This window comes from Labrenzia sp. R5_0 (genome assembly GCF_017743835.1).
In the GTDB taxonomy this organism is placed as follows: domain Bacteria; phylum Pseudomonadota; class Alphaproteobacteria; order Rhizobiales; family Stappiaceae; genus Roseibium; species Roseibium algicola.
In genome coordinates, this window is the sequence record NZ_JAGHRK010000002.1 from 1047009 (window position 1) to 1068249 (window position 21241).

The 21241-nt window shown below is 58.4% G+C and carries 21 protein-coding genes; 11 read left to right on the forward strand and 10 right to left on the reverse strand.

The window, feature by feature from the left end; genetic code table 11:
- Positions 1 to 23: 23 nt before the first annotated feature.
- Positions 24 to 710 carry a FadR/GntR family transcriptional regulator gene (locus tag J7447_RS13710; RefSeq protein WP_023003353.1) on the reverse strand — a complete coding sequence of 229 codons (687 nt, stop codon included), beginning with the start codon at positions 708 to 710 and terminating at the stop codon, positions 24 to 26.
- Between the two features lie 172 nt (positions 711 to 882).
- On the opposite strand from J7447_RS13710, the gene J7447_RS13715 reads away from it, so the two are divergent.
- The 6 genes from J7447_RS13715 (at position 883) to J7447_RS13740 (ending at position 6512) form a co-directional block, all read left to right on the forward strand.
- Positions 883 to 1677 (forward strand): ABC transporter substrate-binding protein, encoded by a 795-nt coding sequence (locus J7447_RS13715; protein ID WP_209169852.1) that lies wholly within the window; start codon positions 883 to 885, stop codon positions 1675 to 1677.
- A gap of 72 nt (positions 1678 to 1749) precedes the next feature.
- Positions 1750 to 2421: an amino acid ABC transporter permease gene (locus J7447_RS13720; RefSeq protein ID WP_209169853.1), complete on the forward strand. Its 672-nt coding sequence runs from the start codon at positions 1750 to 1752 to the stop codon at positions 2419 to 2421.
- Complete coding sequence (locus tag J7447_RS13725) at positions 2421 to 3158, forward strand: amino acid ABC transporter ATP-binding protein (protein WP_286189135.1); 738 nt, start codon at positions 2421 to 2423, stop codon at positions 3156 to 3158. The genes J7447_RS13720 and J7447_RS13725 overlap by 1 nt, the downstream gene beginning before the upstream one ends.
- 27 nt (positions 3159 to 3185) lie before the next feature.
- Positions 3186 to 4469 (forward strand): cysteine desulfurase-like protein, encoded by a 1284-nt coding sequence (locus tag J7447_RS13730; protein ID WP_209169854.1) that lies wholly within the window; start codon positions 3186 to 3188, stop codon positions 4467 to 4469.
- A complete protein-coding gene (gene hydA / locus J7447_RS13735) occupies positions 4466 to 5893 on the forward strand; it encodes a dihydropyrimidinase (protein WP_209169855.1) in 1428 nt (475 codons plus the stop codon). The genes J7447_RS13730 and hydA overlap by 4 nt, the downstream gene beginning before the upstream one ends.
- Positions 5894 to 5924: 31 nt before the next feature.
- Positions 5925 to 6512: a hypothetical protein gene (locus J7447_RS13740; RefSeq protein ID WP_209169856.1), complete on the forward strand. Its 588-nt coding sequence runs from the start codon at positions 5925 to 5927 to the stop codon at positions 6510 to 6512.
- Between the two features lie 2 nt (positions 6513 to 6514).
- On the opposite strand, the gene J7447_RS13745 is transcribed toward J7447_RS13740, so the two are convergent.
- Entirely contained in the window at positions 6515 to 7192 is a 678-nt protein-coding gene (locus tag J7447_RS13745; protein WP_209169857.1) for an SDR family oxidoreductase, read from the reverse strand.
- Positions 7193 to 7242: 50 nt separating this feature from the next.
- Entirely contained in the window at positions 7243 to 7419 is a 177-nt protein-coding gene (locus tag J7447_RS13750) for a hypothetical protein (RefSeq protein WP_023003345.1), read from the reverse strand.
- A 245-nt stretch (positions 7420 to 7664) separates the two neighbouring features.
- Here J7447_RS13750 and J7447_RS13755 point away from each other — a divergent pair, with 245 nt between their 5' ends.
- The 4 genes from J7447_RS13755 (at position 7665) to J7447_RS13770 (ending at position 11112) form a co-directional block, all read left to right on the forward strand.
- Complete coding sequence (locus tag J7447_RS13755; protein WP_209169858.1) at positions 7665 to 8978, forward strand: hypothetical protein; 1314 nt, start codon at positions 7665 to 7667, stop codon at positions 8976 to 8978.
- A 17-nt stretch (positions 8979 to 8995) separates the two neighbouring features.
- Entirely contained in the window at positions 8996 to 9832 is an 837-nt protein-coding gene (locus J7447_RS13760; RefSeq protein WP_023003343.1) for a hypothetical protein, read from the forward strand.
- A complete protein-coding gene (locus J7447_RS13765; RefSeq protein WP_209169859.1) occupies positions 9829 to 10728 on the forward strand; it encodes a hypothetical protein in 900 nt (299 codons plus the stop codon). Before J7447_RS13760 ends, J7447_RS13765 begins: the two co-directional genes overlap by 4 nt.
- A gap of 150 nt (positions 10729 to 10878) precedes the next feature.
- Positions 10879 to 11112 (forward strand): hypothetical protein, encoded by a 234-nt coding sequence (locus tag J7447_RS13770; RefSeq protein WP_023003341.1) that lies wholly within the window; start codon positions 10879 to 10881, stop codon positions 11110 to 11112.
- Between the two features lie 146 nt (positions 11113 to 11258).
- On the opposite strand, the gene J7447_RS13775 is transcribed toward J7447_RS13770, so the two are convergent.
- The 4 genes from J7447_RS13775 to J7447_RS13790 form a co-directional block, all read right to left on the reverse strand.
- A complete protein-coding gene (locus J7447_RS13775) occupies positions 11259 to 11789 on the reverse strand; it encodes an ABZJ_00895 family protein (protein WP_209169860.1) in 531 nt (176 codons plus the stop codon).
- A gap of 196 nt (positions 11790 to 11985) precedes the next feature.
- Positions 11986 to 12375, reverse strand: coding sequence for a hypothetical protein (locus J7447_RS13780; RefSeq protein ID WP_209169861.1), 390 nt, complete (start codon positions 12373 to 12375; stop codon positions 11986 to 11988).
- A gap of 244 nt (positions 12376 to 12619) precedes the next feature.
- Entirely contained in the window at positions 12620 to 13834 is a 1215-nt protein-coding gene (locus J7447_RS13785; protein ID WP_209169862.1) for a hypothetical protein, read from the reverse strand.
- A 197-nt stretch (positions 13835 to 14031) separates the two neighbouring features.
- Positions 14032 to 14778: a metallophosphoesterase gene (locus J7447_RS13790; protein WP_353653794.1), complete on the reverse strand. Its 747-nt coding sequence runs from the start codon at positions 14776 to 14778 to the stop codon at positions 14032 to 14034.
- Between the two features lie 343 nt (positions 14779 to 15121).
- On the opposite strand from J7447_RS13790, the gene galE reads away from it, so the two are divergent.
- Positions 15122 to 16150: a UDP-glucose 4-epimerase GalE gene (gene galE, locus J7447_RS13795; RefSeq protein ID WP_023003336.1), complete on the forward strand. Its 1029-nt coding sequence runs from the start codon at positions 15122 to 15124 to the stop codon at positions 16148 to 16150.
- A 76-nt stretch (positions 16151 to 16226) separates the two neighbouring features.
- Here galE and J7447_RS13800 read toward each other — a convergent pair whose 3' ends face one another.
- The 3 genes from J7447_RS13800 to J7447_RS13810 are packed head-to-tail and all read right to left on the reverse strand — an operon-like array spanning position 16227 to position 21238.
- On the reverse strand, positions 16227 to 17036 hold the full coding sequence (locus J7447_RS13800; protein ID WP_168684935.1) for a glycoside hydrolase family 16 protein: 810 nt from the start codon (positions 17034 to 17036) through the stop codon (positions 16227 to 16229).
- Between the two features lie 15 nt (positions 17037 to 17051).
- Complete coding sequence (locus tag J7447_RS13805; RefSeq protein ID WP_023003334.1) at positions 17052 to 18395, reverse strand: polysaccharide pyruvyl transferase family protein; 1344 nt, start codon at positions 18393 to 18395, stop codon at positions 17052 to 17054.
- A 41-nt stretch (positions 18396 to 18436) separates the two neighbouring features.
- A complete protein-coding gene (locus J7447_RS13810; protein ID WP_023003333.1) occupies positions 18437 to 21238 on the reverse strand; it encodes a glycosyltransferase in 2802 nt (933 codons plus the stop codon).
- Positions 21239 to 21241: the final 3 nt, after the last annotated feature.

Genomic DNA, 21241 nt, shown 5'->3' on the forward strand with positions numbered 1-21241 from the left:
AAACGACGCAGGCGTTTGGCACTTCAAGCGATCTCGAACCCTGCGCACAGCGCGGTGTTGGCGACATGGCTGCGCATTGCGGTTCGGGCGGCTTCCGCGTCGCCCTTGCGCAGTTCGGCAACGATGACCCGGTGCTCAGCCAGCGAGGCCCGCATGCGCAGCGGATCCGTGATCGGGATCGGCTGGCGCTGGGTTTCCGTCAGAAGTTTCCGGACCTGATCGTAAAGGCCCGCGATCATGCGGTTCCTGCACCGCCGGGCAATCAGGTCGTGAAACTCCAGATCGGCATCCACGTTGCTAAGGAAGTCACGATTGGACCAGGCCTGTTCCATCAGGTCGGTCAGTTGCGAGAGCCGGTCGAGATCTTCCTCCGACAATCGCCCCGCTGCATGAGCCGCAATCTCGCCTTCAAGGACAAGCCGGGTCTCGAAAACTTCCTGCAGGGAATGTTCCTCGGCGAACTTCCAGTCCGACATGGTCTTGCCCGAACCGGTGCCGACGACAAACGTCCCCCTGCCCGCTTCGGTCTTGATCAGGCCGATGGTTTCAAGGGTCAGAAGGGCTTCGCGCAATGAGGCCCTGCTGACACCGAACTCTTCCGACATTTCCCGCTGCGAAGGGATCTTCTCCCCGCTCTTGAGCGCTCCGCTGAGGATCATCTCCTGAAGCTTGCGGGCGATGCTCTGCGGAACCGGCGTACGTGTAATCATTGTGTCTTTCATGGTTCGTACGGCGCGTGTGCCGTTCTGCCTTCTTTTAGCCCGCCGAAACGCGATCAGCATCATTTTAACGCTTGCATCCCGTTTGATCGATCTGTTTACTGGTCTAACTGGTCAGACCAGTCATACCAGTTAGACCAAGAATAATCACCAGGGGAATAAAATGTCTCTTCACTCCTTCATCAAAACGGCTGCAACCGTAGGCTTGCTCACGTTTTCCTCCATGACCACCGCCATGGCCGCAGACCTGACAGTCGGCGCCAACATCGGCAACGTTCCGTGGGAATTCCAGGATGAGTCGGGCAAGACCGTCGGTTTTGAAATCGATCTTGCAACCGAGGTCGCAAACAGGCTCGGCAAATCGATCGAGTTTGAAAACATCCCGTTCAACGGGCTGTTTTCCGCGGTCCAGTCGGGCCGGATCGACATGGCGGTGTCCTCGATCACCATCACCAAGAAGCGTCTGGAATCGGTCACATTCGCCCAGCCCTACTATGACAGCGACCAGTCCCTCACCGTTGCCGCCGACAGTGGCCTGAAATCGGTTGCCGACATGAAAGGCAAGGTCATCGGCGTCGACACGGGCTCTACCGGCGACATCTGGGCCACCGAAAATCTGGAGAAATACGGCTTTGGTGAAATCCGCCGCTACGAAGGCCTGGCCCCGGCCATGCTCGACCTGACGGCCGGCCGTATCAACGGCTACATTAGCGACATCCCGGCGCTGCTTTATTACACCAAGGACAAGCCGAACCTTGCGGTCGTCGAACGCATCACCACCGGCGAACAGTACTCCATGATGTTTGCCAAGGACGCGGAACTGGCAAACCAGGTGAACGACGTCCTGTCCGAACTGAAGAAGGAAGGCGTCGTGGCTGACCTGCACGAGAAATGGTTCGGCTCTCGCGCCGAAGAAACCACCTCGACAGTCACCATCCTCGACATGCCCAAGCTGTAAGCAAAGCACGCGCGGGCCGCCTTCGGGAGGGCCCGCGCCTTCCCTGATTCCAGCCATTCTTCCGGACTTTTCATGGACCTCTTCGAAACGTTCTTCAACGTTCCGGTCTTCATCCGAACGTTTCCGCTCCTCATGAGCGGCCTTGTCGTAACCTTGCAAATCGGGGCAACCAGTATCGTTGCCGGCCTCGTTCTCGGGCTTTGCCTTTCCCTTGTGCGCATGTACGGCTCACCCTGGATACGTGTACCGGCCGCCATCTATATCGACATCTTCCGGTCAATCCCGCTGCTCGTACTCCTGATCGTCGTCTACTACGCCCTTCCATTCGTCGGCATCAGACTGTCACCATTCCTGTCCGCCACGCTCGCGCTGACGCTCGTGTCCGGTGCCTATACCGCAGAAATCTTTCGGGCGGGCATTCAGGCGATTCCCGCCGGACAGTTTGAAGCCTCGCGCGCGCTTGGCCTGTCCTACAAGGACATGATGGTCGACGTCGTGCTGCCGCAGGCCATCAAGATCGTTATCCCGCCACTGACGAACAACTGCATCAACGTGATGAAGGACACCGCATTGGCCTCCGTCGTTGCCATGCCGGACCTACTCAAACAGGCAACACAAGCCCAGGCCCTTGCCGCCAACCCCACGCCCCTGATCGGCGCTGCCATCATCTATCTCGCGTTCCTGTGGCCCCTGGTTGCCCTGGTCTCGCGCTTTGAAAACCGGCTCGGGCGGAGGAATGCGTGATGCGAAACATCATCGAAATCGAGAACGTTACCAAGCACTACGGCGCCTTTGCCGCGCTCAGCGACATAGACCTGGCGATCGGCGAAGGCGAGGTCGTCTGTGTCATTGGCCCGTCCGGATCCGGCAAATCCACGCTGATCCGATGCATCAACCTTCTGGAGAGCTATTCCGACAAGGGCAGCATTCGGGTCGACGGCATTCCGGTGCAGCCCGGACCGACGCTGGGCCAGGTCCGCGCCGAGGTTGGCATGGTGTTCCAGTCGTTCAATCTTTTCCCGCACATGAGTGTCCTGAAGAATGTGATGCTGGCCCCCATGCGTGTGCGCAGGACACCGGCTGCGGAGGCTGCCACGAAGGCCCGCGAACTCTTGGCCCGCGTCGGCATTGCCGAACAGGCAGACAAGTTTCCCGGCCAACTGTCCGGCGGTCAACAGCAACGCGTTGCCATTGCCCGCGCACTGGCAATGGAACCCAAGGTGCTCCTGTTCGATGAACCGACCTCGGCGCTCGATCCGGAAATGGTGGGCGAAGTTCTCGACGTCATGCGCCAGCTTGCCGGAACCGGCGTGACCATGGTCGTGGTCACCCATGAAATGGGCTTTGCCCGCCAGGTGGCCGACAGGGTGATCTTCATGGATGGCGGCAGGATCGTGGAAACCGAGACGCCGGCGCAGATTTTCGACACCCCGAAAGAACAAAGAACCCGCAATTTTCTAAGCGCGGTCCTCAACCACTGAATTTTACTGCCTTTGCTGGAGCCAACCATGCCAAACAATGCACAACTGGACATCGCCTGGGTCCGGGATCAATTTCCGGGACTGAAATCGGACTGGGTCTTTTTCGACAATGCCGGCGGATCGCAGATCCTCAACCAGGCAGTCGAGCGGATCAAACAGTTCCTGCTCGAAAAAAACGTTCAGATCGGCGGTAGCTACGAAGTTTCGAAGGCCGCGGCGGCAGCTCTCCTGGAAGCGCGCAAGGCCGGTCAGCTTCTGGTCAACGCCTCCCGTCCTGAAGAGATCGTCTTCGGCCATTCCACCACCGTGCTGATGCAGAACCTTGTCGAATCCATGCGCCGCCAGTTGGCGCCGGGGGACGAGGTGATCGTGAGCAACGCGGACCATGAATCCAATATCGGCCCCTGGCTGCGGCTCGAGGAATTCGGCATCAAGGTGATCTTCTGGCAGCTCGACAAGGACAGCCTGACCCTGCACCTGGATGATCTCGGCAAACTGATGAACGAACGCACCAGGCTCGTTGCGGTTCACCACGTCTCCAACATCCTGGGTGAAGTCAATCCCGTTCGCGAAATCGCCGATTATGTGCATCACAGAGGTGCCAGACTGTGCGTCGACGCGGTCGCCTATGCGCCGCACCGGGCGATCGACGTGCAGGAACTGAACGTCGATTATTACATCTTCAGCCTGTACAAGACCTTCGGCCCGCACATCGCGATGATGTACGGCAAATACGACCACCTTCTGGAGCTGGACACGCTCTACCACTATTTTTACGGCAAGGACAAAGTCCCGGGAAAACTGGAAGCAGGCAATCCGAATTATGAACTTGCCTATTCGCTGACAGCCATCACTGCCTATCTGCAGGAACTCGGGAAACGATGCGGAGCCCCTGCCTCGTCAGAGCCGCGCGCCCTGATCGAGACCGCCTTTTCTGCCATCGCGGCGCAAGAGATTGCCTTGACCCAGCGCTTTCTCGACTGGGCGAAGCAACACCCGGACATCACGATTGTCGGGCGTGACACGGTTGGAAACGGCAACAGGATCGCAACCATCAGCTTCACGGCAAAAGGCTGGGCGCCGGAGGCACTGTGCCGGAAGATCGACGAATACCATGTTGCGATCCGCCATGGTGACTTCCATTCCCGGCGCCTGATCGAAGACCTCGGGCTGGCCGAAGCCGGGGGCGTCGTGCGCCTGTCCATGGTCCATTACAACACGCTTGAAGAAGTCGATCGCCTGACCAACGCCCTGGATGAAACCCTCGGTCAAGAAGCGTCCGGAACAGCACCTGTGAAAGCATCGGCATGACGGTACACTCTTTCGACACAGTGGTGCGCGGTGGCACCATAGTCACCGCAGCCGATGTCTATCAGGCAGACATCGGCATTTCGGATGGCAAGATCGTGGCAATCGGGCGTGATCTGCAGGAAGCGGCCACCACCATCGACGCGACCGGCTTGCTCGTGATGCCGGGCGGCATCGACAGTCACGTCCATATCGCGCAGCCGTCAGGCGAAGGCATTGTCATGGCGGACGATTTCGAAAGCGGAACAAGGTCGGCGCTTCTTGGTGGGAACACGACGGTAATGCCTTTCTGCCTTCAGCAGAAAGGCGACACCCTGCGCGAGGCGTTGAAGGGATATCATGCCCTCGCAGAGGGCAACTGTTTCACCGACATCAGTTTTCACATGATCGTCTCCGACCCGACGCCGCATGTGCTTGGCCAGGAAATGCCGGCACTTGCGGAAGAAGGCTATACGTCGATCAAGGTGTTCATGACCTACGAAGGCCTGCGCCTGCGTGACGACGAAATCCTGGCCACGCTGGACGCGGCCAAACGCTCCAGACAGGTCGTGCTGGTTCATTGCGAAAACGAAGATGCCATCCGCTATCTGATCGGACGGCGCGAAGCAGATGGCGACACCGCCCCGTACCACCACGCCACGTCTCGCCCGATCGCGGCAGAGCGAGAAGCAACACACCGGGCCCTGTCGCTGGCCGAAATCGTCGATACCCCGATCGTCATCGTCCATGTTTCGAACCGCGAAGCGATGGAGGAAATCTCGCGTGCAAGGCTGAGAGGCCAGAAGATCGCCGGTGAAACCTGCCCGCAATACCTCGTTCTGACGGCAGACGATCTGGATCTTGAGGATTTCGAGGGTGCGAAGTTCGTCTGCTCGCCTCCTCCCAGAGACAAGGAAAGCCAGGACGCCTGCTGGTCCGGTCTGGAAAACGGCGTGTTCGACCTTTACTCTTCCGACCACTGCCCGTTCCGGTTTGACGACCCCGGCGGCAAGAAGACCGAGAAGGGAATGCAGTCCTTCAGATGGATCCCGAACGGCATTCCGGGCGTTGCGACCAGACTGCCGATATTGTTCTCCGAAGGCGTCAAGACCGGCCGGATCGACCTCAACCGCTTCGTTGCGCTGACGTCCACCAATCACGCCAAGCTGTATGGTCTCTATCCGCAGAAAGGCACCATCGCGGTCGGTTCGGATGCCGATCTGACCCTGTGGGATCCGGAACTCAGGAAAACCATCACCAACGATGACCTCGGCCATGGCGCCGACTACACGCCTTACGAAGGCATGGAGGTGACCGGATGGCCCGTGAAGGTTCTTCTGCGCGGCGACCTGGTGATGGAAAAAGGTGTGCCCGTTCTTGGCAAGGGCCGGGGCAGATATCTTCCCCGTAAACGGAGCAATCTGATCAACGGCGAAACCAGCCTGTAAGTCCTGCCCGGCATCATCCGGCGTGTCGCTGTTGGCGGCTGATGATGCCGGGCTACAAACCGGAAAAAGAAACGCAGACCATTTCACCCGGGAAGGGATCTGGATTGACACCGACGGTCAGGTCGGCGAGGATTTTCAGATGATCCGAATGTCTGCTTTAGCCTCCCGGCTAAAAAGGCGGCTCCTGCCTGTCGACAGGCCGCCTGATCAGTTAGTGGGTGATCCGGACGCCCCGTATATTTTCCGCTGGCGCTTGTGGCCGAAGAACCCGCTCATCAACGCGTATTTACACAATGTCGTACGGGCTGACGACGAGGCAGCCCTGCACGACCACCCCTGGCCGAGCGTGTCGATCATGCTGGCCGGCACGATCGATGAGACTTTCGCTGCCCGTAAAGGCGAGAAGGTGCGCAAACTGCGTGCCGGAGATGTCGTACTCCGTAAATCCCGCTTCGCGCACCGTCTGTCTCCCGTCCTCACCGAACCGGCCTGGACCCTCTTCATCACGGGGCCGCGCGTGAGGGAATGGGGCTTTCATTGTGCCCAGGGCTGGCGAGACTGGAAGACATTCGTCGAGGCCAGAAAAGGTGGCAAATACAACGGCTGCGACGATCCATAGGATTATTCGGAACGCGTCTCGTCCAGAATGACATCGGTTCCGGCGCAACCGGTTGCCCGCTGCAGGATCAGCTCATGAATGCATTGGGCAACATGTGCGGGCGGAAGCCCGGCGCCCCCGGGCTGAAGCTGCAATTGTCCCGGTATGACGGTGTGCAGGGCAATACCCAGCCCCTCCACCTCTGGCCGCAGGGCCTGGCCGAACGCGATCATTCCCGCCTTGGCTGCGCTGTAGACAACGGCTTCACTAACGGGCCGAAGACCGGCAGTAGACGCGATCTGCACGACTACGGCGTTGTTTGAAAGCTTCAACGCCGGAATGGCGGCGTGGGTAAGAAGGATGGCGGACTGAAGACTGGTTTCCAGCACGCGCAGCAGCAGCTCCGCTGAAGACGGTGCGAAGGGCCGGAACCCATATGCCGCTGCACCATGGATCAGGACGTCGAGCCCGCCCATTGCAGTTGCCGCCTGCTGGACAACAGTTTCGGGTGTGGTTTTTGAAGAGAGATTTGCTTCAATGATGTGGGCGGTTCCGCCCCTGGCGTGTATCTCATCCGACAATTGCCGAAGAGACTCCGCACTGCGCCCAACCAGGGCAAACTCGAATTCCGGGCTGGCAAGGCGTTCGATCAACGCTCGCCCAACCCGACCACTTGCGCCTGTCAGCAAAATTCGTGACATGCGTTTATCGGTACTGATTCAACCGGGAAGCCAAAACGGCAGACCTGGTATCAGCGACCTGTGGTTTTATCCTCGTCGCAGCCAAATCCGACCACACGACCTGCTTCTTGCCCCGTCAACTGGCGCGGCGTGGAGCCGGCAAGTGCAACGGTTTCCGACGGATCAACAAACTCGATGTCGGCTTCAACTTCGGTATTGCGCTCGATATTTGCTTTCGCTTCAGACATATCTAGTGCTCCTTGTTTGCAATTTGCAGTTTCAATCCTGCACTCATACCTACTAGATTGTCCAGAGCGATCTCGCGATGTGGTGAATTTTCTGAAAGCGACTTCAGCTGTCAGGCGGCGATAGACTGATAATCTGCAACCGGAAACGATCAACAGGAAGACTGCGTGTCGAAGGCAACTGACGGGTTCGAATTTCAACGGAAGCGGCACGTTTTGGCGTGGATGCCGATATCGCGGGTCTCTGCATGACATCGAGACCAGTGCAATTGGCCGTGATCAGCATAGCCGGCTACGGGTTGGCTCTCCTGACGAACCTGCTTCTGTCCAATATGCTCGGGACAGAGCTCTTCGGAGACTATCAGGTTGCATTCGCCCTCTTGTCGCTGCTGGCCTCCCTGTCACTGTCCGGAACGGATATGGTGGCTTCGCGCTACCTGCCCACCATGCGCAAAACGGTAAACCTCGAGGGTATTCGGGCATACTGTGCCTGGAACCGCAGCCGGATACGCTTCGGCTTTTCAATCATCCTGGCAGTCTATGCAGTGTTTCTGGCAATCGCACTTGCCACACATCTGGCCGATTACAAGCGCTTCGAAGAGTATCATCTGGCTTTTCACAGTATCTGGATTGCCCCGATTGCCGCACTTTCGCTTCTGACCGACCGATATCTCGTCGCCAGCGGGTACCCGCGAACCGGGAGCATCCTGGGCTCGCTGGCCCTTCATCTTGTGCTGCTTTTCTGTGTCGCCGCGGCAGTGTACGGGCTGCGGCTGTCCGTCTCGAGCAGCAGCGTCATGATCGGTATCCTCGTGGTATCGTTTGTGTTCCTGGGGTTCCTGCATGCCCTCATCTTTCGGACCGTTGAGCCCGAGATTTACGGTGCATGGTGGACACCGGCGCGGGGCGCCTCCGCCGAACACCACAGGGCCTGGTCACGGACCAGCAATCGAATGCTGATCATGCGGGTCAATTCACTGATGTTGTGGCACCTCGACCTCTTCATCGTCGAAATCGCCTCGCCGAACGAAGCCGCCACAAGTTTATATGCTGCAGTCCTGCTGGTGGTTCGCATCATGCAGCTTATTCCGACCACCATATCCTTCATGATCCGCCCGTTGTGCGGTGCTGCCGCCGACGACCGGTCGCAATGTCCCAAATTGCAAAAGGCAATCAACGAGTCGAATGCCGTCGTCCTGGGGATCTGCTCTCTACTCCTGGTCGGGATGCTAATCGGCGGACATTTCATTCTGAATGCCTTTGGCCCTGGGTTCTCCGAAGCAACGACTGCACTCGCGATGGTTGCTGTCGGAGCCTTCATTGAGGCCTTGACGCGGCAGTCTCTCGTGATCCTGCAGACCATGGGTCACGAACAGGTCGCGACCCGCATCTCGACAGTCAGTCTCGTTATCGTGCTCGGGGGCGGGTTCATCGCCACCTACCTCTTTTCATACAACGGCATGGCCGCCGTGACCGGTTTGGTCTTGGCGGGCAAGGGTTTGATATCCTATGCTTTTGCTCGAAGGCGGCTTCCGGAGATCCGTCCTCTGAGCGTCATTTGAAACAACGCGGAGGTGTGATGATGAAGACAGACAATCCATATCAACACTTGATCGAGGCCCTTACCCCACCTTCTGGCGAAATAGATTCATTCATCGAATTGGGCAGCATTCTGCGGTCACTCGATCCGCAACGCATAAATGGCCTGTTGCTGGATCTGCTGCACGTTGTGCGCGAACGCGGCAGCTTGCCGGCACAGCGGGAAGGCAACGTCTACCTGTGCCGGACCGATCAGTTCAGCCTGATGCTGCGCTTCAGTGGACAAGGTGGCCGGCAACCGGTCTACACCGCCAACGAGTTTGATGCCTTCGTGTTGAACCTGTCACCAAATGATGTGCACATACCGCGGCTGGAGTGCGGGCTGGATCGCAACAACCTTCATCAACGCCCGCCCAGCCTCAAGCGCCAGGACAGCGACCTCGTGCTGAAGGCACATGACGTCTATGACGCCCCGGCGTTCGGCGACATCATCGACATTGCCGCCGCCACGCCGATCGCACCGTTGTTGATCGTGCATTCCCCGCCACGGGCCCACAGCACCTGGACCTTCGACCGCGAGACACTGGAGCCACTGCAGCAGGTCAGCACCGATCTGCATGCCTCGCGCATGCAGATGGTTCTCCAACTGCTTCAGGCCATGCAACAGATCGATGGACTTGAAGAACCGCTGGCCAAAATGGTGCATTCGAACATGGCGGGTTTTGCACGCTGGGATGCCTTGAAGCTGCTTCATCGCTGTGCGCCACAGCAGGCTCTCACCGCTTTGCACCAAATGGCGCACAGTGACCGCGATGCGTCGCTTCGCGAAGCGGCGCGAGCAACTCTTGCAAGAACGATGGACGGGGATGCGGCATGACCGAGACATATTTTCCCGAAGGGAACGAGACCCTGACGCTTGATCAGTTCGTTGAAAGGCTGGAGGCATCCGGCATCGTTCCGGATCTTCGCGCCTCCCGCTACACTCCGGAAGCAATGTCGCGCGTTGCCGAATGGATGGCTGCATTGGCACGCGATCCCGATGTGCTGCGCGGTCTGCTTGTCGATGGTCTGGCGGATTTTCTGAACTACCAGGTCGACAACGATTTCAAACCGTCAACCTTGATGCTGCACAAGGGCGACGGGTATTCCCTACGTGCCGTCCTGTGGATGCCGCCAAGCCCTCAACATCCCCCCGAAATCTTTTCCTATTACGAAACCCATGATCACAGCTTCGATTTCTTCACGGTCGGCGCTTTCGGTCCCGGGTACCGCACCCAGTTGTACGACTACGAATACGAGAACGTGCGCGGCGTCCCGGGAGAACTTGTTCCCTTGAGGTTTCAGGAGGAAACCGGGCTGCCGCCAGGCAAGGTGATGTACTATTACGGCAGCCGCGATATTCACACGCAGCTCCCGGCGCCCTCGATCTCCGCGTCGATCAACCTGCTCCTGCCCAAGACATATCCGGCGCACCGCCGGCAATACGAGATGACCCTGGAAGAAACGCCGGAAGGTGTCTTCGGCAAACTCATTGCCGGGAATGTCGATCGACAGGCGCAGGAGCGCGCGTTGTTCGAAACAGCAGCGGCGATGGGGGACACCGATCTTCATGAGGCCTTGCGCGACATTGCAAGACATCATGACACGCCGCAGGTGCGGGCACTGGCCTGGCAATCCCTGTTGCCCAACAGCAAGCATCTCTCCGAGGATGTCGACCTGGTCCGCGACGATGGAGATCCCCACGTTCGCGCCGCCCTTTCGCAGTGGGTGTAGAGCGCTGAGATTTACCAGCCTGGCAAAGTGGTGCCTGCGCCGCTTTGCCAGCGACCATCCGAAGCCGTGCAGGTTGGGAAGGATCAACTCCCTTTGGAACAGGTCGGAAAGTGTGGTAATCGCCAGCCAAACAACATCGGGAATGCACCATTGAGCGAACTGACCGTAGCGGAAGCAACGAACCGCGTTTATGAATCCCTGCAGGCCGACAACGAAGATATCGACCTGCATATCGCAGCTCTCAAGGAAGCGTTGAAACGCGAGGGCCAGAAGGAAGCCGTTTTTGATCCGGCAAAGCTCGTCCAGAACAACCGCTCCGGACGCAAGCTCATGCAAGCCTACTTTCGCCAGCGCGGCGTGAAGGTCACCTTCGCGGCTTCCTGACACGAAGCTGCCATCGGCCTTCCTGCCTCACTGAACCCTGTATCGATGCTCCGGACGTCCGACCGGGTAATCTCCACTGGAGCCGCCGCCTTGGTTTTCACCTGTAGGCGGCGGCGCCCTGCGAAGTCTCCAGACAGGTTTCCACCTCACTCGAAAACAGTACTGCTCTGTTCCTGTTTTCTCAGGTGGGCTTTCTCTGCATATCGAGCGCCGCTCGTAAACAGGTACCGTTTCGCAACCAGGGAAATCGCGAACACAAAGATCAACAGCGGCACCACAATGACCATGAGGGAGCCGAGCCCGTTCGCAAGTTCGCCTTGCGAAAGAAGAAACCATACGAACACCCCGGTAGTAATTACCGAAATGGCCAGTTCAACAAGCGCCATCTGAAAAGCGGCCCGCCAGGCGAAACCGCTTTCGGGGACGATTTCGTACTTTTTGTAAAAGTGTCGCCCTGCGTCGGTTGCAGCGCCAATTATGGCACCGATCTGGTTCACCGAACCGCCCACGCTGATGCCGGTTAGCGTTTCCAGAATGACACTGAAAATAGCCAGGGCGATCAACAGCCCTGTGTACACCAACGCAAATCTCACCAATCCAACAGTTTTCTGCACAATGGCCCCCAGGACTTGAAAACACTTTTTTGATAGCGCCGGGACAGGCAAGGCATACCCCATGCGGTCCCGCCCCGGCATTCCATAGTGGAGAATTCCGGCGACGGCCGTCCGGCTTATAGAAGCTAAATCTTAAGTTGTAATTTCCAGAACCACTTGCATTGACGACAAATGCGTATCCGGTGCTGCATCTTGGGGAGTGTCTCCAACAGGGCACACGTACCTGCCTGAAGTCTGGACCACGTCATCAACACGACACTTAACTTGGAAAGACGCAGTTTCTTGCTTCTTCGGCTATCGCGTGACGAACCTTTTGCTCGATCTGCTTGCGCTCCGGACCCTTGATACCTTGCTCATCCAGAAACATTGAAAGGATGCCAGTGGCCCTGTTTGCCAGGAAGTCAGCTCTTTCCTGGCTACCATCAATCGTTGTATCGAAAACAGAAAGCGCTGCATCCATTGCCGCAGCTTCACGGTCCAAGGGCCTGGACACAGTCGTTGCCGGGGTGACATCTGAATTTGTTGTAGAACCGTTTCCAAGTTCGCCAAAGCGCCTTTCTATCTCTGCATCGAATGCCGCCCAGGTTGCTTCCCGTTCGGCCGGTGTCATTCGATTTTTCGCTTCGGCCCGCGCAAGCAGGTCAACCATGTCCCGCCGCACCTGAACCAGCCCGAATGTTGGCCGGACTGCTTCATCGAAATCCGCAAGGCCCTTTTCCAGCCAAGCCGCTGCATCGAACGGATCACCGGTTTCGGGATCCCTGGCTTTGGCGGAATGCATTTTTTTCCAGAAGCCCAGCAGCCCAGTCATCAAGCAGCCCCATCCATCAACGCCTCAGGAGGTTCAAGTCCGATCTTTTGGTCCCGGATATTCCTGACTTTTCGAAGATATTTCAAAGTCCGGGGAACCTCTCCCAAACATCGAGCAGACCCATGCGTTTTCCTTCGTCGACAAGAGTGCCTGCAGCGGCGAGCTGGCCGTCAGGCATCCGCAGAAGATCATGATAGACGAGGTTGGCGCCCCCAAAGTGGGCAATAGGTTCGAGCTTGTGATTCAGGAATATGACGTAACCCGCATCGACCCCGTCGCTTGTGTCGCGAAAGGCCACGGAGACCGCGATCGTGCATTTTACCGGATCGAGAGAGTTCGTCCGTTCCTTGCAACTTCCCTCCATGTCCATCAGGTAGCTCGAGCCGCCTTTGGCGCTCACGAACGCCCGGCTGGTAGTTGGACTGGTTACAACAGCATCGTTTCCAGCTTCCTTGGCACGCCGGACATGCACACCGTAAAAGTTCTTCAGTGGCCAGAGACCGTACACGTTGCTGACGGCATCTATCAGACGGGCACGACTGACCGGCCCGCTATCTCCCTCTCGCCTCCAACGCCCGTTCGGGTCTTCCAACTTAGGCGAAAAGATGCTTGCTTGACCGCGCTTGAGAATGTCCCCTCCCTCGACTATTGAGAAATGGGTGGCGGTGTGATCGCCCAGAACAGCGAAGAAGACCTCCCTTCCGCTGACTTGACCGATGGAGACGCTGTCCAGACGTGCGCCTAGTGTTGTTTGCAGCGTGGAAACCCGGCCGTTCTTGACCACGTGCAAGAGCACACCACCGTCATTGGGGGCTTTGGCAACAGTGACCGAAAAACCGCCGGCACTGTCTCCGGCAACTGGCTCCGGACTTGCCTTGGTTCTTTCGCTCGTCAGTAGTTTGCGCTTTTTGTCCAGGTCGAAAAAGTCAATCGGTCCGAATGCTCCGGTAAAGACAGAGTTTCCTTGTTCTGCAGGCCCGGTAATGCCGCGATACTCCCTGTCCTGAGGACGGCCGACTTCTACGATGTTCGTGGTGCGGTTGGTGCTTGGATTAACGATCGTGACGTAGCGGCTGGTGTCACTGTTGCCCAGCATCGATAAGGAGCTAGAGCCTACTGAATTGAGGCCATAGAGCGTATGAATACCCTGGCGGAGATCACCATTTATCCGTTTCGAAGGCAGAAGCCTTTGCGACTTCGCCCATTCGAGAGCAGTGGAAGGTGCTTGTTGCGCAAAGGCATTGGAACCAAACAAAATAAATGCGGCCGCAAAGGCGCCGGATATTCCAATCTTCATGTACTCTCCCACACTTGGTGCAGGCAGAGTCAAGATTGAACCTGACGCCTCGTCAAGTAGCTTTTCCTCAGGAATGGGAGTGGGACGGCAGGAACCTGCTTGCAGTGCCGTTCACTGCTAATCACCAGGCTTACAACACAGATTTTGGGTGTGATGCCAAACGTGTATTCCTGGTGGCAGCGGTTCACGCAGGTCAACTAGCAGGGCACGGACACGAACGTCCGGCGACCGTTTCCGTCAACGACCAGGGCGGTCAAGGCACCGCCATGAACTGCTCCCGTATCGATACCTGTAGCAAACGGAAACATAGCCGGCCCTTGCATGAAGGGATTGTGGCCAAAAATGACGTGGCCGAAACGGCCCTCATAACTGTCTGCCCAGAATGGATCACCAGCCGTTTCATGCCCTTGAACCAGGAAAGCACCGGTGTCGGCGCTGACAAACCGCGTGCGCAGTATCTTGCGAAAGCTGCGACGGTCCTTGCCTTGCAGCTCAAGCGCTTCGTCCAGACTGCTTGGAAACGCAAGCATGTCTCCGGGAATACCGCCATGAACGGCAAGAATGTCATGCGCGTCCAACCGAAAAAACGGTACAGCGCTTTCAAGAAAGGCGACATCTTCCGGGGCGAGCTGAGCATTCAGGGACGCCAGTTCGCCGTTTCCAGCTTCCTGCTCCGCCGCAACCGTGGGGCGGACAGCCAGATTGACACGATAGCGCGCATGCAGATCTTCATGATTGCCCTCGATGAGAACGATTTCGAAGGCTGCCTCATTCTTCATTTGGCGGACCATGCGCACAACGCCGGCAGCATCGGGACCCTTGTCCACCAGATCACCCAGAAAGACGACCCTGTCGCCGGCATCGGGAGCAAGCTTTTCAATAAGCGCAGCCAAAGCTTTACTCATGCCATGAATATCGCCAATGAAGATGTGCCTGTTTGCCATGGTCTGACAGGTATAAAACGGCGCGTTTCATTTCAATACCTTGCCTGAACCACGCTCTTGCCGGACCACCGCGTGGTACACAGCCGGCAGCTCCAGGTGCCTCGATTGTCCGATCATACGGTCGGACGCACGCCTGGAACGCCATCTGTCCGAGCACGTTCAGATCAATTGGACGGAAACACTTCAAAACGCCACGAAAATATGTTCATTTTGCCTCGATCTTGAAGCCTTATTTCAGCCCAACAAATACTGATGAATGCATGACATCGAACAACAATAATCGTTTGATATTCTGGGCTGAATTTCCTTTCCGTTTTCTCCGTCGAAGCCAAAAGAGGTTTGGATGACTGTACTCATTACCGGCGGTGCCGGTTATATCGGCTCGCATTGCTGCGTGGCTTTTCTTCAGGCCGGGCACGACATCGTTGTGGTGGACAACATGTCCAACGCGAGCCAGGTCAGTCTCGAGCGGGTAGCGGCCATCACCGGTGCGAAGGTATCTCTGGAAACAGCCGATATCCGGGATCAGTCGCGGATGGAGGAAATCCTCAAGCAGTACCGCTGTACGGCGGTGGTGCATTTTGCCGGCCTGAAAGCGGTTGGTGAATCCACCAAGATCCCCCTCGCCTATTACGACAACAACGTCGTGGGAACCCATCGCCTGCTGTCGGCGATGGCCAATTGCGGCGTGAAGCAAATGATCTTCTCGTCCTCGGCGACCGTTTACGGCGACCCGCAATTCCTGCCCCTGACCGAAGATCACCCGACGAGCGCCGTCAATCCCTACGGCCGCACCAAGCTGATGATCGAGGAAATGCTGCGCGATGTCGCCGCCAGCGACCCCTCCTGGCGCTTCGGCATCCTGCGCTATTTCAACCCGGTCGGCGCGCATGAAAGCGGGCTGGTGGGCGAAGATCCGCAAGGCATCCCGAACAATCTCATGCCGTTCATCACCCAGGTCGCGGACGGTCGCCGGGAGGAGCTTTCGGTATTCGGCAACGACTACGACACGCCGGACGGGACCGGCATCCGCGACTACATCCATGTCATCGATCTGGTCGAAGGCCATCTGAGGGCACATGAAGTGCTCGGATCAGGCTCAGCCCCGTCCAATTGTTTTGCGGTCAACCTTGGCACCGGCAACGGCTACAGCGTTCTGGAGATGGTCAAGGCATTCGAGCGGGCCTCCAACAGACAGATCCGCTACTCCATCGCTCCCCGCCGGGAAGGCGATGTGGCACAGTGTTTCGCGAACACGGAATTTGCGGAAAAACTGCTCAACTGGAAGGCCGAGCGCGGCCTTGAAGACATGTGCCGCGACACCTGGAACTGGGTCTGCAAGAACCCGCGCGGCTACGAAACCGTCGCCTGACCAGGTCTGACGCCTGACATGTTTGAGCCGGCAAGCGAACTTGCCGGCTCAATTCATTGGCAGATGCCACTCGTTTCTAGGCTGAAGTGTTCTGAAACACTCTCACGGTGCGGATGCTGGTTGCAGCTCCGGCAACGTCGCCATCGTTCTTGCCGGCAAAGGGCGCGACCGCATTGCTGAGAAGCAGCAGCGCTGGCGTGTGAGCAAAATCGTTGGGTGCGTCAAAGACTTCCATGTCGTCGACATAGAAACGAAAGCCCTGCCGGGTCCAGAGCATCCCATAGCGGTGAAAGGTGTCGTCCAGCCGGATGTGCGCCCGGTAACTTGCGGCAAGCACCTTCTTTTCCGGGCGCCACCGGCGGGCTGAGACCTGAACGATGTTCGGATATTTGACTTCGGCCACATCCAGTTCGAAATGTGTGTCGCCCTCCGTCTCGCGATCGGATATCAGCCAGAAGGCATTGTTGACACCGGCCTCGCGCGCGATGCGCATCTCGCACTCGAAATAGCCGTAAGTCTGGCGGAAGGTCCGGGTCCGAACGTAGCCTCCCGTGAAAGGCCGTTTCGGATCGGCCTGATGGCCGAGTTTGAGGTCGAGTTCGCCTTCCCGCATCACCACGTTTTTCGGGTAGCGCATGGTCGGATGACCGTCCCCTCCGATGCGCATGCGGTCCCAGGTTTGCTGAAACCGGTGGAGGTCGTCGAAATCATCCTGGAAGGTCAGCTGCCAGTCGCCGTCCATCCGCTGCAGAGGGGCAGGCAGGTCGTTCGAGGTCAGAGCCAGCAAGCTGCGGGGCGACGCAAGAAGCGCCGCCCCCGCCATGCCACCGGCTGCCGCGCCGGTCAGAAACCGGCGACGGCTCAACACAGGTCCGGGTCGTGTCATGATCCCGCGAACCGGTCAGCTCGCCAGTTTCGCGCCGGCGTCCGGCGATGTCTTCTCGCGAAGCTTCAGCTCCAGGTTCCACGCGCGGCTGCGCAGGGTCTCGATCTCGCTGGTCATGAAATCGACCTCGCCCCGGAACCAGTCGGTTACTTCCTCGGTCGTCTGGTCGATCTTCACAAGGTTCGGCTTGACCAGCGGCTGCTCAGGCGGCGAGGCCACCGGTTTTGCGAGCACGTGGTTGAGCCCGTTTTCCGTCAGGAAGCGATGGTACTCGGCATAATTCAGCCGGTAGACATGCTGAACCTTGGAGAAGTCGGCACTCTCGAAGATCTTTTCCAGGTTGATCGGCATGTAGTCTTCGATCTCGACGGAAGGGATCGCGAACAGCGTCGACAATTCTCGAATGCGGGAATCGTAGGTGAAGAACACGGCGGGAATGCCCTGATGCAGGCCGATGACGTTGCCGTGGAGGCGGAAGCCGACCAGAACGTCGACATTGTCCCGCGCATCTGCCGCCCATTCATCAACGTCGAAGAATGCCTGCATCCGCTCGCTCATCAGCGCCTCGACATCCTTGTCGCCCTCCAGATTGTACTTTCCGAGGATCGAACGGATGTGCTTCTGCTTGGCTTCGCCGGTCTCGAAAATTGCCAGCGTTTCCTCGCGCTCGCCCTGGGAATAGAGACGATTGGCCGGCCGCTTGGCCACAGCCTCGATGAGCGCCCGTTGCATGCGGTTGGTCTTGGTGGCGTTGGACGCATAGTCGGCGGAAAGATACTTGTTCAGCGTCAGGCCGACACGAGCGTTGGCCGGATCCAGCGGCTTGATCTCGATGGACGGCCTCAGATTGCGGTAGAAGCTCGGGCAGCCGATGATCCGGATGTTCTTGATGCCGATGTCGTTGAAGACCTCGGCGCTGTAGACACCACGTACGCCGATCGTTTCGCATTTGTCGGCGATGATCTTCCAGGCCTCGATGCTGCCTTTCGGCATTTCCAGCTTCTTGTATTTCGCCGCCTGGGCGCCGACACCCACCGGGACGATCGGTCCCTTGAGCTTCTTCAGGAGCGGAATGACATTGCCGATATCAACCGTCTCTGTGAGGTAGTTGGATCCGCGAATGACGGTGGCGTCATAATCGTCGGTCGGCCAAAGTTTCTCGTCGGCCGCATGGGCGAACTGCACGTTGGTGATCTGGTCGTAGGCAAGCGCCTTCAACATCGCGTCATAGACGAGAACGTCGCCCGTGTTGATCCCGCCGCGTGCAAAGGTCGACAGGGGATCATCGATTTTCAGGAATGCCGACTTGTTGCCCGGCTTGACGGCAGCGCCGCCGTTGAGAACGAAGAGCTTCTTCATGTGAACTGCACCTTTCAAAAATGTGGGCTCGGGCCCTTCGATTACCGGACGGACGTCTGACGTCCGCGTTGCTGCCAGAGCGTTGCTCCGTCAGCGGCACTCCCCCGGACGGTCGTTTCGGATGAACTGGAAATCTGCGCCACCGGCGCCTTGGTTCGGCGGATGCTTTGCAGGCGATCCGGGAACCAGTTGTGCAATTGCCGCAGGAACGGCTGCAGGCTCTTTTCCCAACTGCGCTCTGCACTGCGCTGCGACGCGTTGGTCGAAAGGGTTCGAAGCAGCCTTTCCGACTTTGCCAGTGTTTCGAGCGCGGTGATCAGATCATGGGTCACCACGCCATCGTCAGAGGAGCGCAGCAACAGGCCATCAACCTTATTCTCGATCAGCTCGCTTACGGCCCCCACATCGGTGGCGACAGGCACACAGCCAAGGCGTTGTGCCTCGATGATCGTGAGCGGCGCACCTTCCCATCTGGACGGCAACACGAAGGCATCGGCCCAGGCCAGCAGTCGGCTGAGCCTTCGACTGTCATAGATCGGCGGATCGACGCGGATACCAAGTTCGGCAAACCGCTCCTTCCAGGAACCGCCTGCCCCGGCGTCCATGACGTCGGAACCGACAATGCGCCAGTCGATGTCGACACCCTTGCGCTTCAGGGCACGAGCAGCAGCAAAGATCCGCTCGATGCCTTTCTGCCTGTCCAGCCGGCCTAGGAACACAGCCCGCAGGCGGCCATCGCGGTCTTGCTGACGGTTGTCCGACAGCCGTTTGGCCTCTTCCGGCGCCATTGGGTAACCGGCGGCATTCGGAATATGAAGCAGCTTGGCAACAGGCACGCCCATGCCGTGCAGCCACTCGGCCATGTCCCGCGAGCAGGTCAGCACGCTGTCGTAGATGTGCTCATAGGCAAGCGTCAGATAGGGATGGCCCGCCGGACGGCCGAGTTCGGAACTGTCCAGCACATGTACGTAGTTGACGACCTTGACCCCACGCCGGCGAAGTTCGCCGAAAATGGCATTGGCCGGGGCAAGCTGGTTGTTGATCACCACATCAAGGCCGGACAGGAACCCGAGAACCTGTTCGGCCCGCGCGTTTTCGTCATGCCCCATCAGCAACTCGTGGCCGGAGAACATGTTGGGACCACCCCACAGAGGATAGTCGTCGGCCAGAAAGTTGATGGTGTCGAACACCCCGTCGTTGTCGGAGATGTGGTTGTAGACCGGCTTTCCGAACACATAGAGGTGAACCTCGCACCCGGCTTTTTTCAGAACCCGGGCAGCCGCGTAGGCAACCTTCTCGACACCGCCGAACGTGGCGATCGGCAACAACAGACCGACCCTGAGGGGCGCGCCCTCACGGCCAAGACGCGGCATGATCGGGGCTGCTCCCGCACTGTGTCGCAGCAGCTCGAAATACTTGCTGCGGTTCGGGAAGTAGGCAGAACGCCAGATCCAGCGTTCACCGGGCCCGTGGCGATAGCCGGACTCGCGCAGGGCCCCCAGCGTGGCCAGAAGGCTGTTGGTGGCAGACAGGGCGGTGCCCTGAATGTCTTCCGCCGAGAACGGCCCACGCACGACGACTTCGGCTATCTTCGGTGCCGGATTGGCCCCTCTCAATGTCCGGATCCAGTCGTCGGACTTGTCCTCGACACATTGCTTCATGATGTCGAGCGAGCACATCCAGCCAAGCGGCTTCTTGGCAAGTTCCTTGCCTTCGCCCAGCTCGTTCACCTCGATCGCCAGCCGGTCCTTGTCGCTTTCGAACCGAAGCGCGACAAAATGATGGGACGCCGACAGGCGCTCGGTCAGCCACAAGACGTTGTGCAGCAGACCGCAGCTTTTCAGCGCGTCCCTGTGTGCCGGCGACATCCACAGCCAGAACGGAGGCACACCGTAGGTTTCCGGTTCGGCCTGCGCTGCCCAGAAGGTCTTCACGAATTCCTCGATGCTGCGCTTCTTGTGCGCAACGACAGGATCGGTGAAGAGATCGACCAGGTAGGTATCTGCTCCGAATGCGACGAACCGTGGTGCTTCCTCGTGCTCCCAGCCAAGCAGCGTCTCGGTGGAGAACAGCTTCTTGTGCTTGTCCTTGATGTATCCAAGGATGCTGTCACGGGTTCGGTTGGAATCGCGCAACATGCTTTCGGCGCGCTGGCGGTACTCGAAGCCGAAGAAGGGATAGTTCGCTCCCTTGAAGCCATGAGAAATCGCCTGCAGCCAGAAATCCCAATCCTCGAAGCCGGACTTCATGCTCTCGTCGAAACGAACCCCGGCGTCGAGGAGGGATCTGGAGACCAGGCTGCCGGCCTCGCAGATATTGTCGAAGGTAACGTGCAGAAGGCGCGAATATTCCGCCGTGTAGTTGCCGTTCCACTCGATCCCGAACTTGTCGATATTGGGATAGACCCAATCCACACCATCACTGGATTTCATGAAGTCGAGAAGAACGCGGATCGCCGAGGGTGTGATCCGGTTGTCGGCATCGAGGAAATAGACCGCTTCCAGATCGGAGAAGCTGCGCAAGGCAAAGTCGATGCCGTAGTTGCGCGCAGAACTCAGACCGCCGTTGGCCTTCCGCAGGTAATAGACATTGTCGTAGGCGAGCGCATAGGCACGCCCCGTTTGCCCCGTTTCGGGAAAGGGGCAACCATCGTCAACGATCACGACCGCGATGTTGAACGGCGCCTGCTGGGCCAATGCCGCGTCGATGGCTTCGGTCAAAAGGACCGAGTGCTTGTAGACCGGAATGACGATGGCGACCGTGGCCGAAGCCGTGCCGGAACCGCCGAACTGTGCGTAACGCACATTCGGCAAGCCCGGTCTTGAACCAGTGTGCTGGAGCATGCC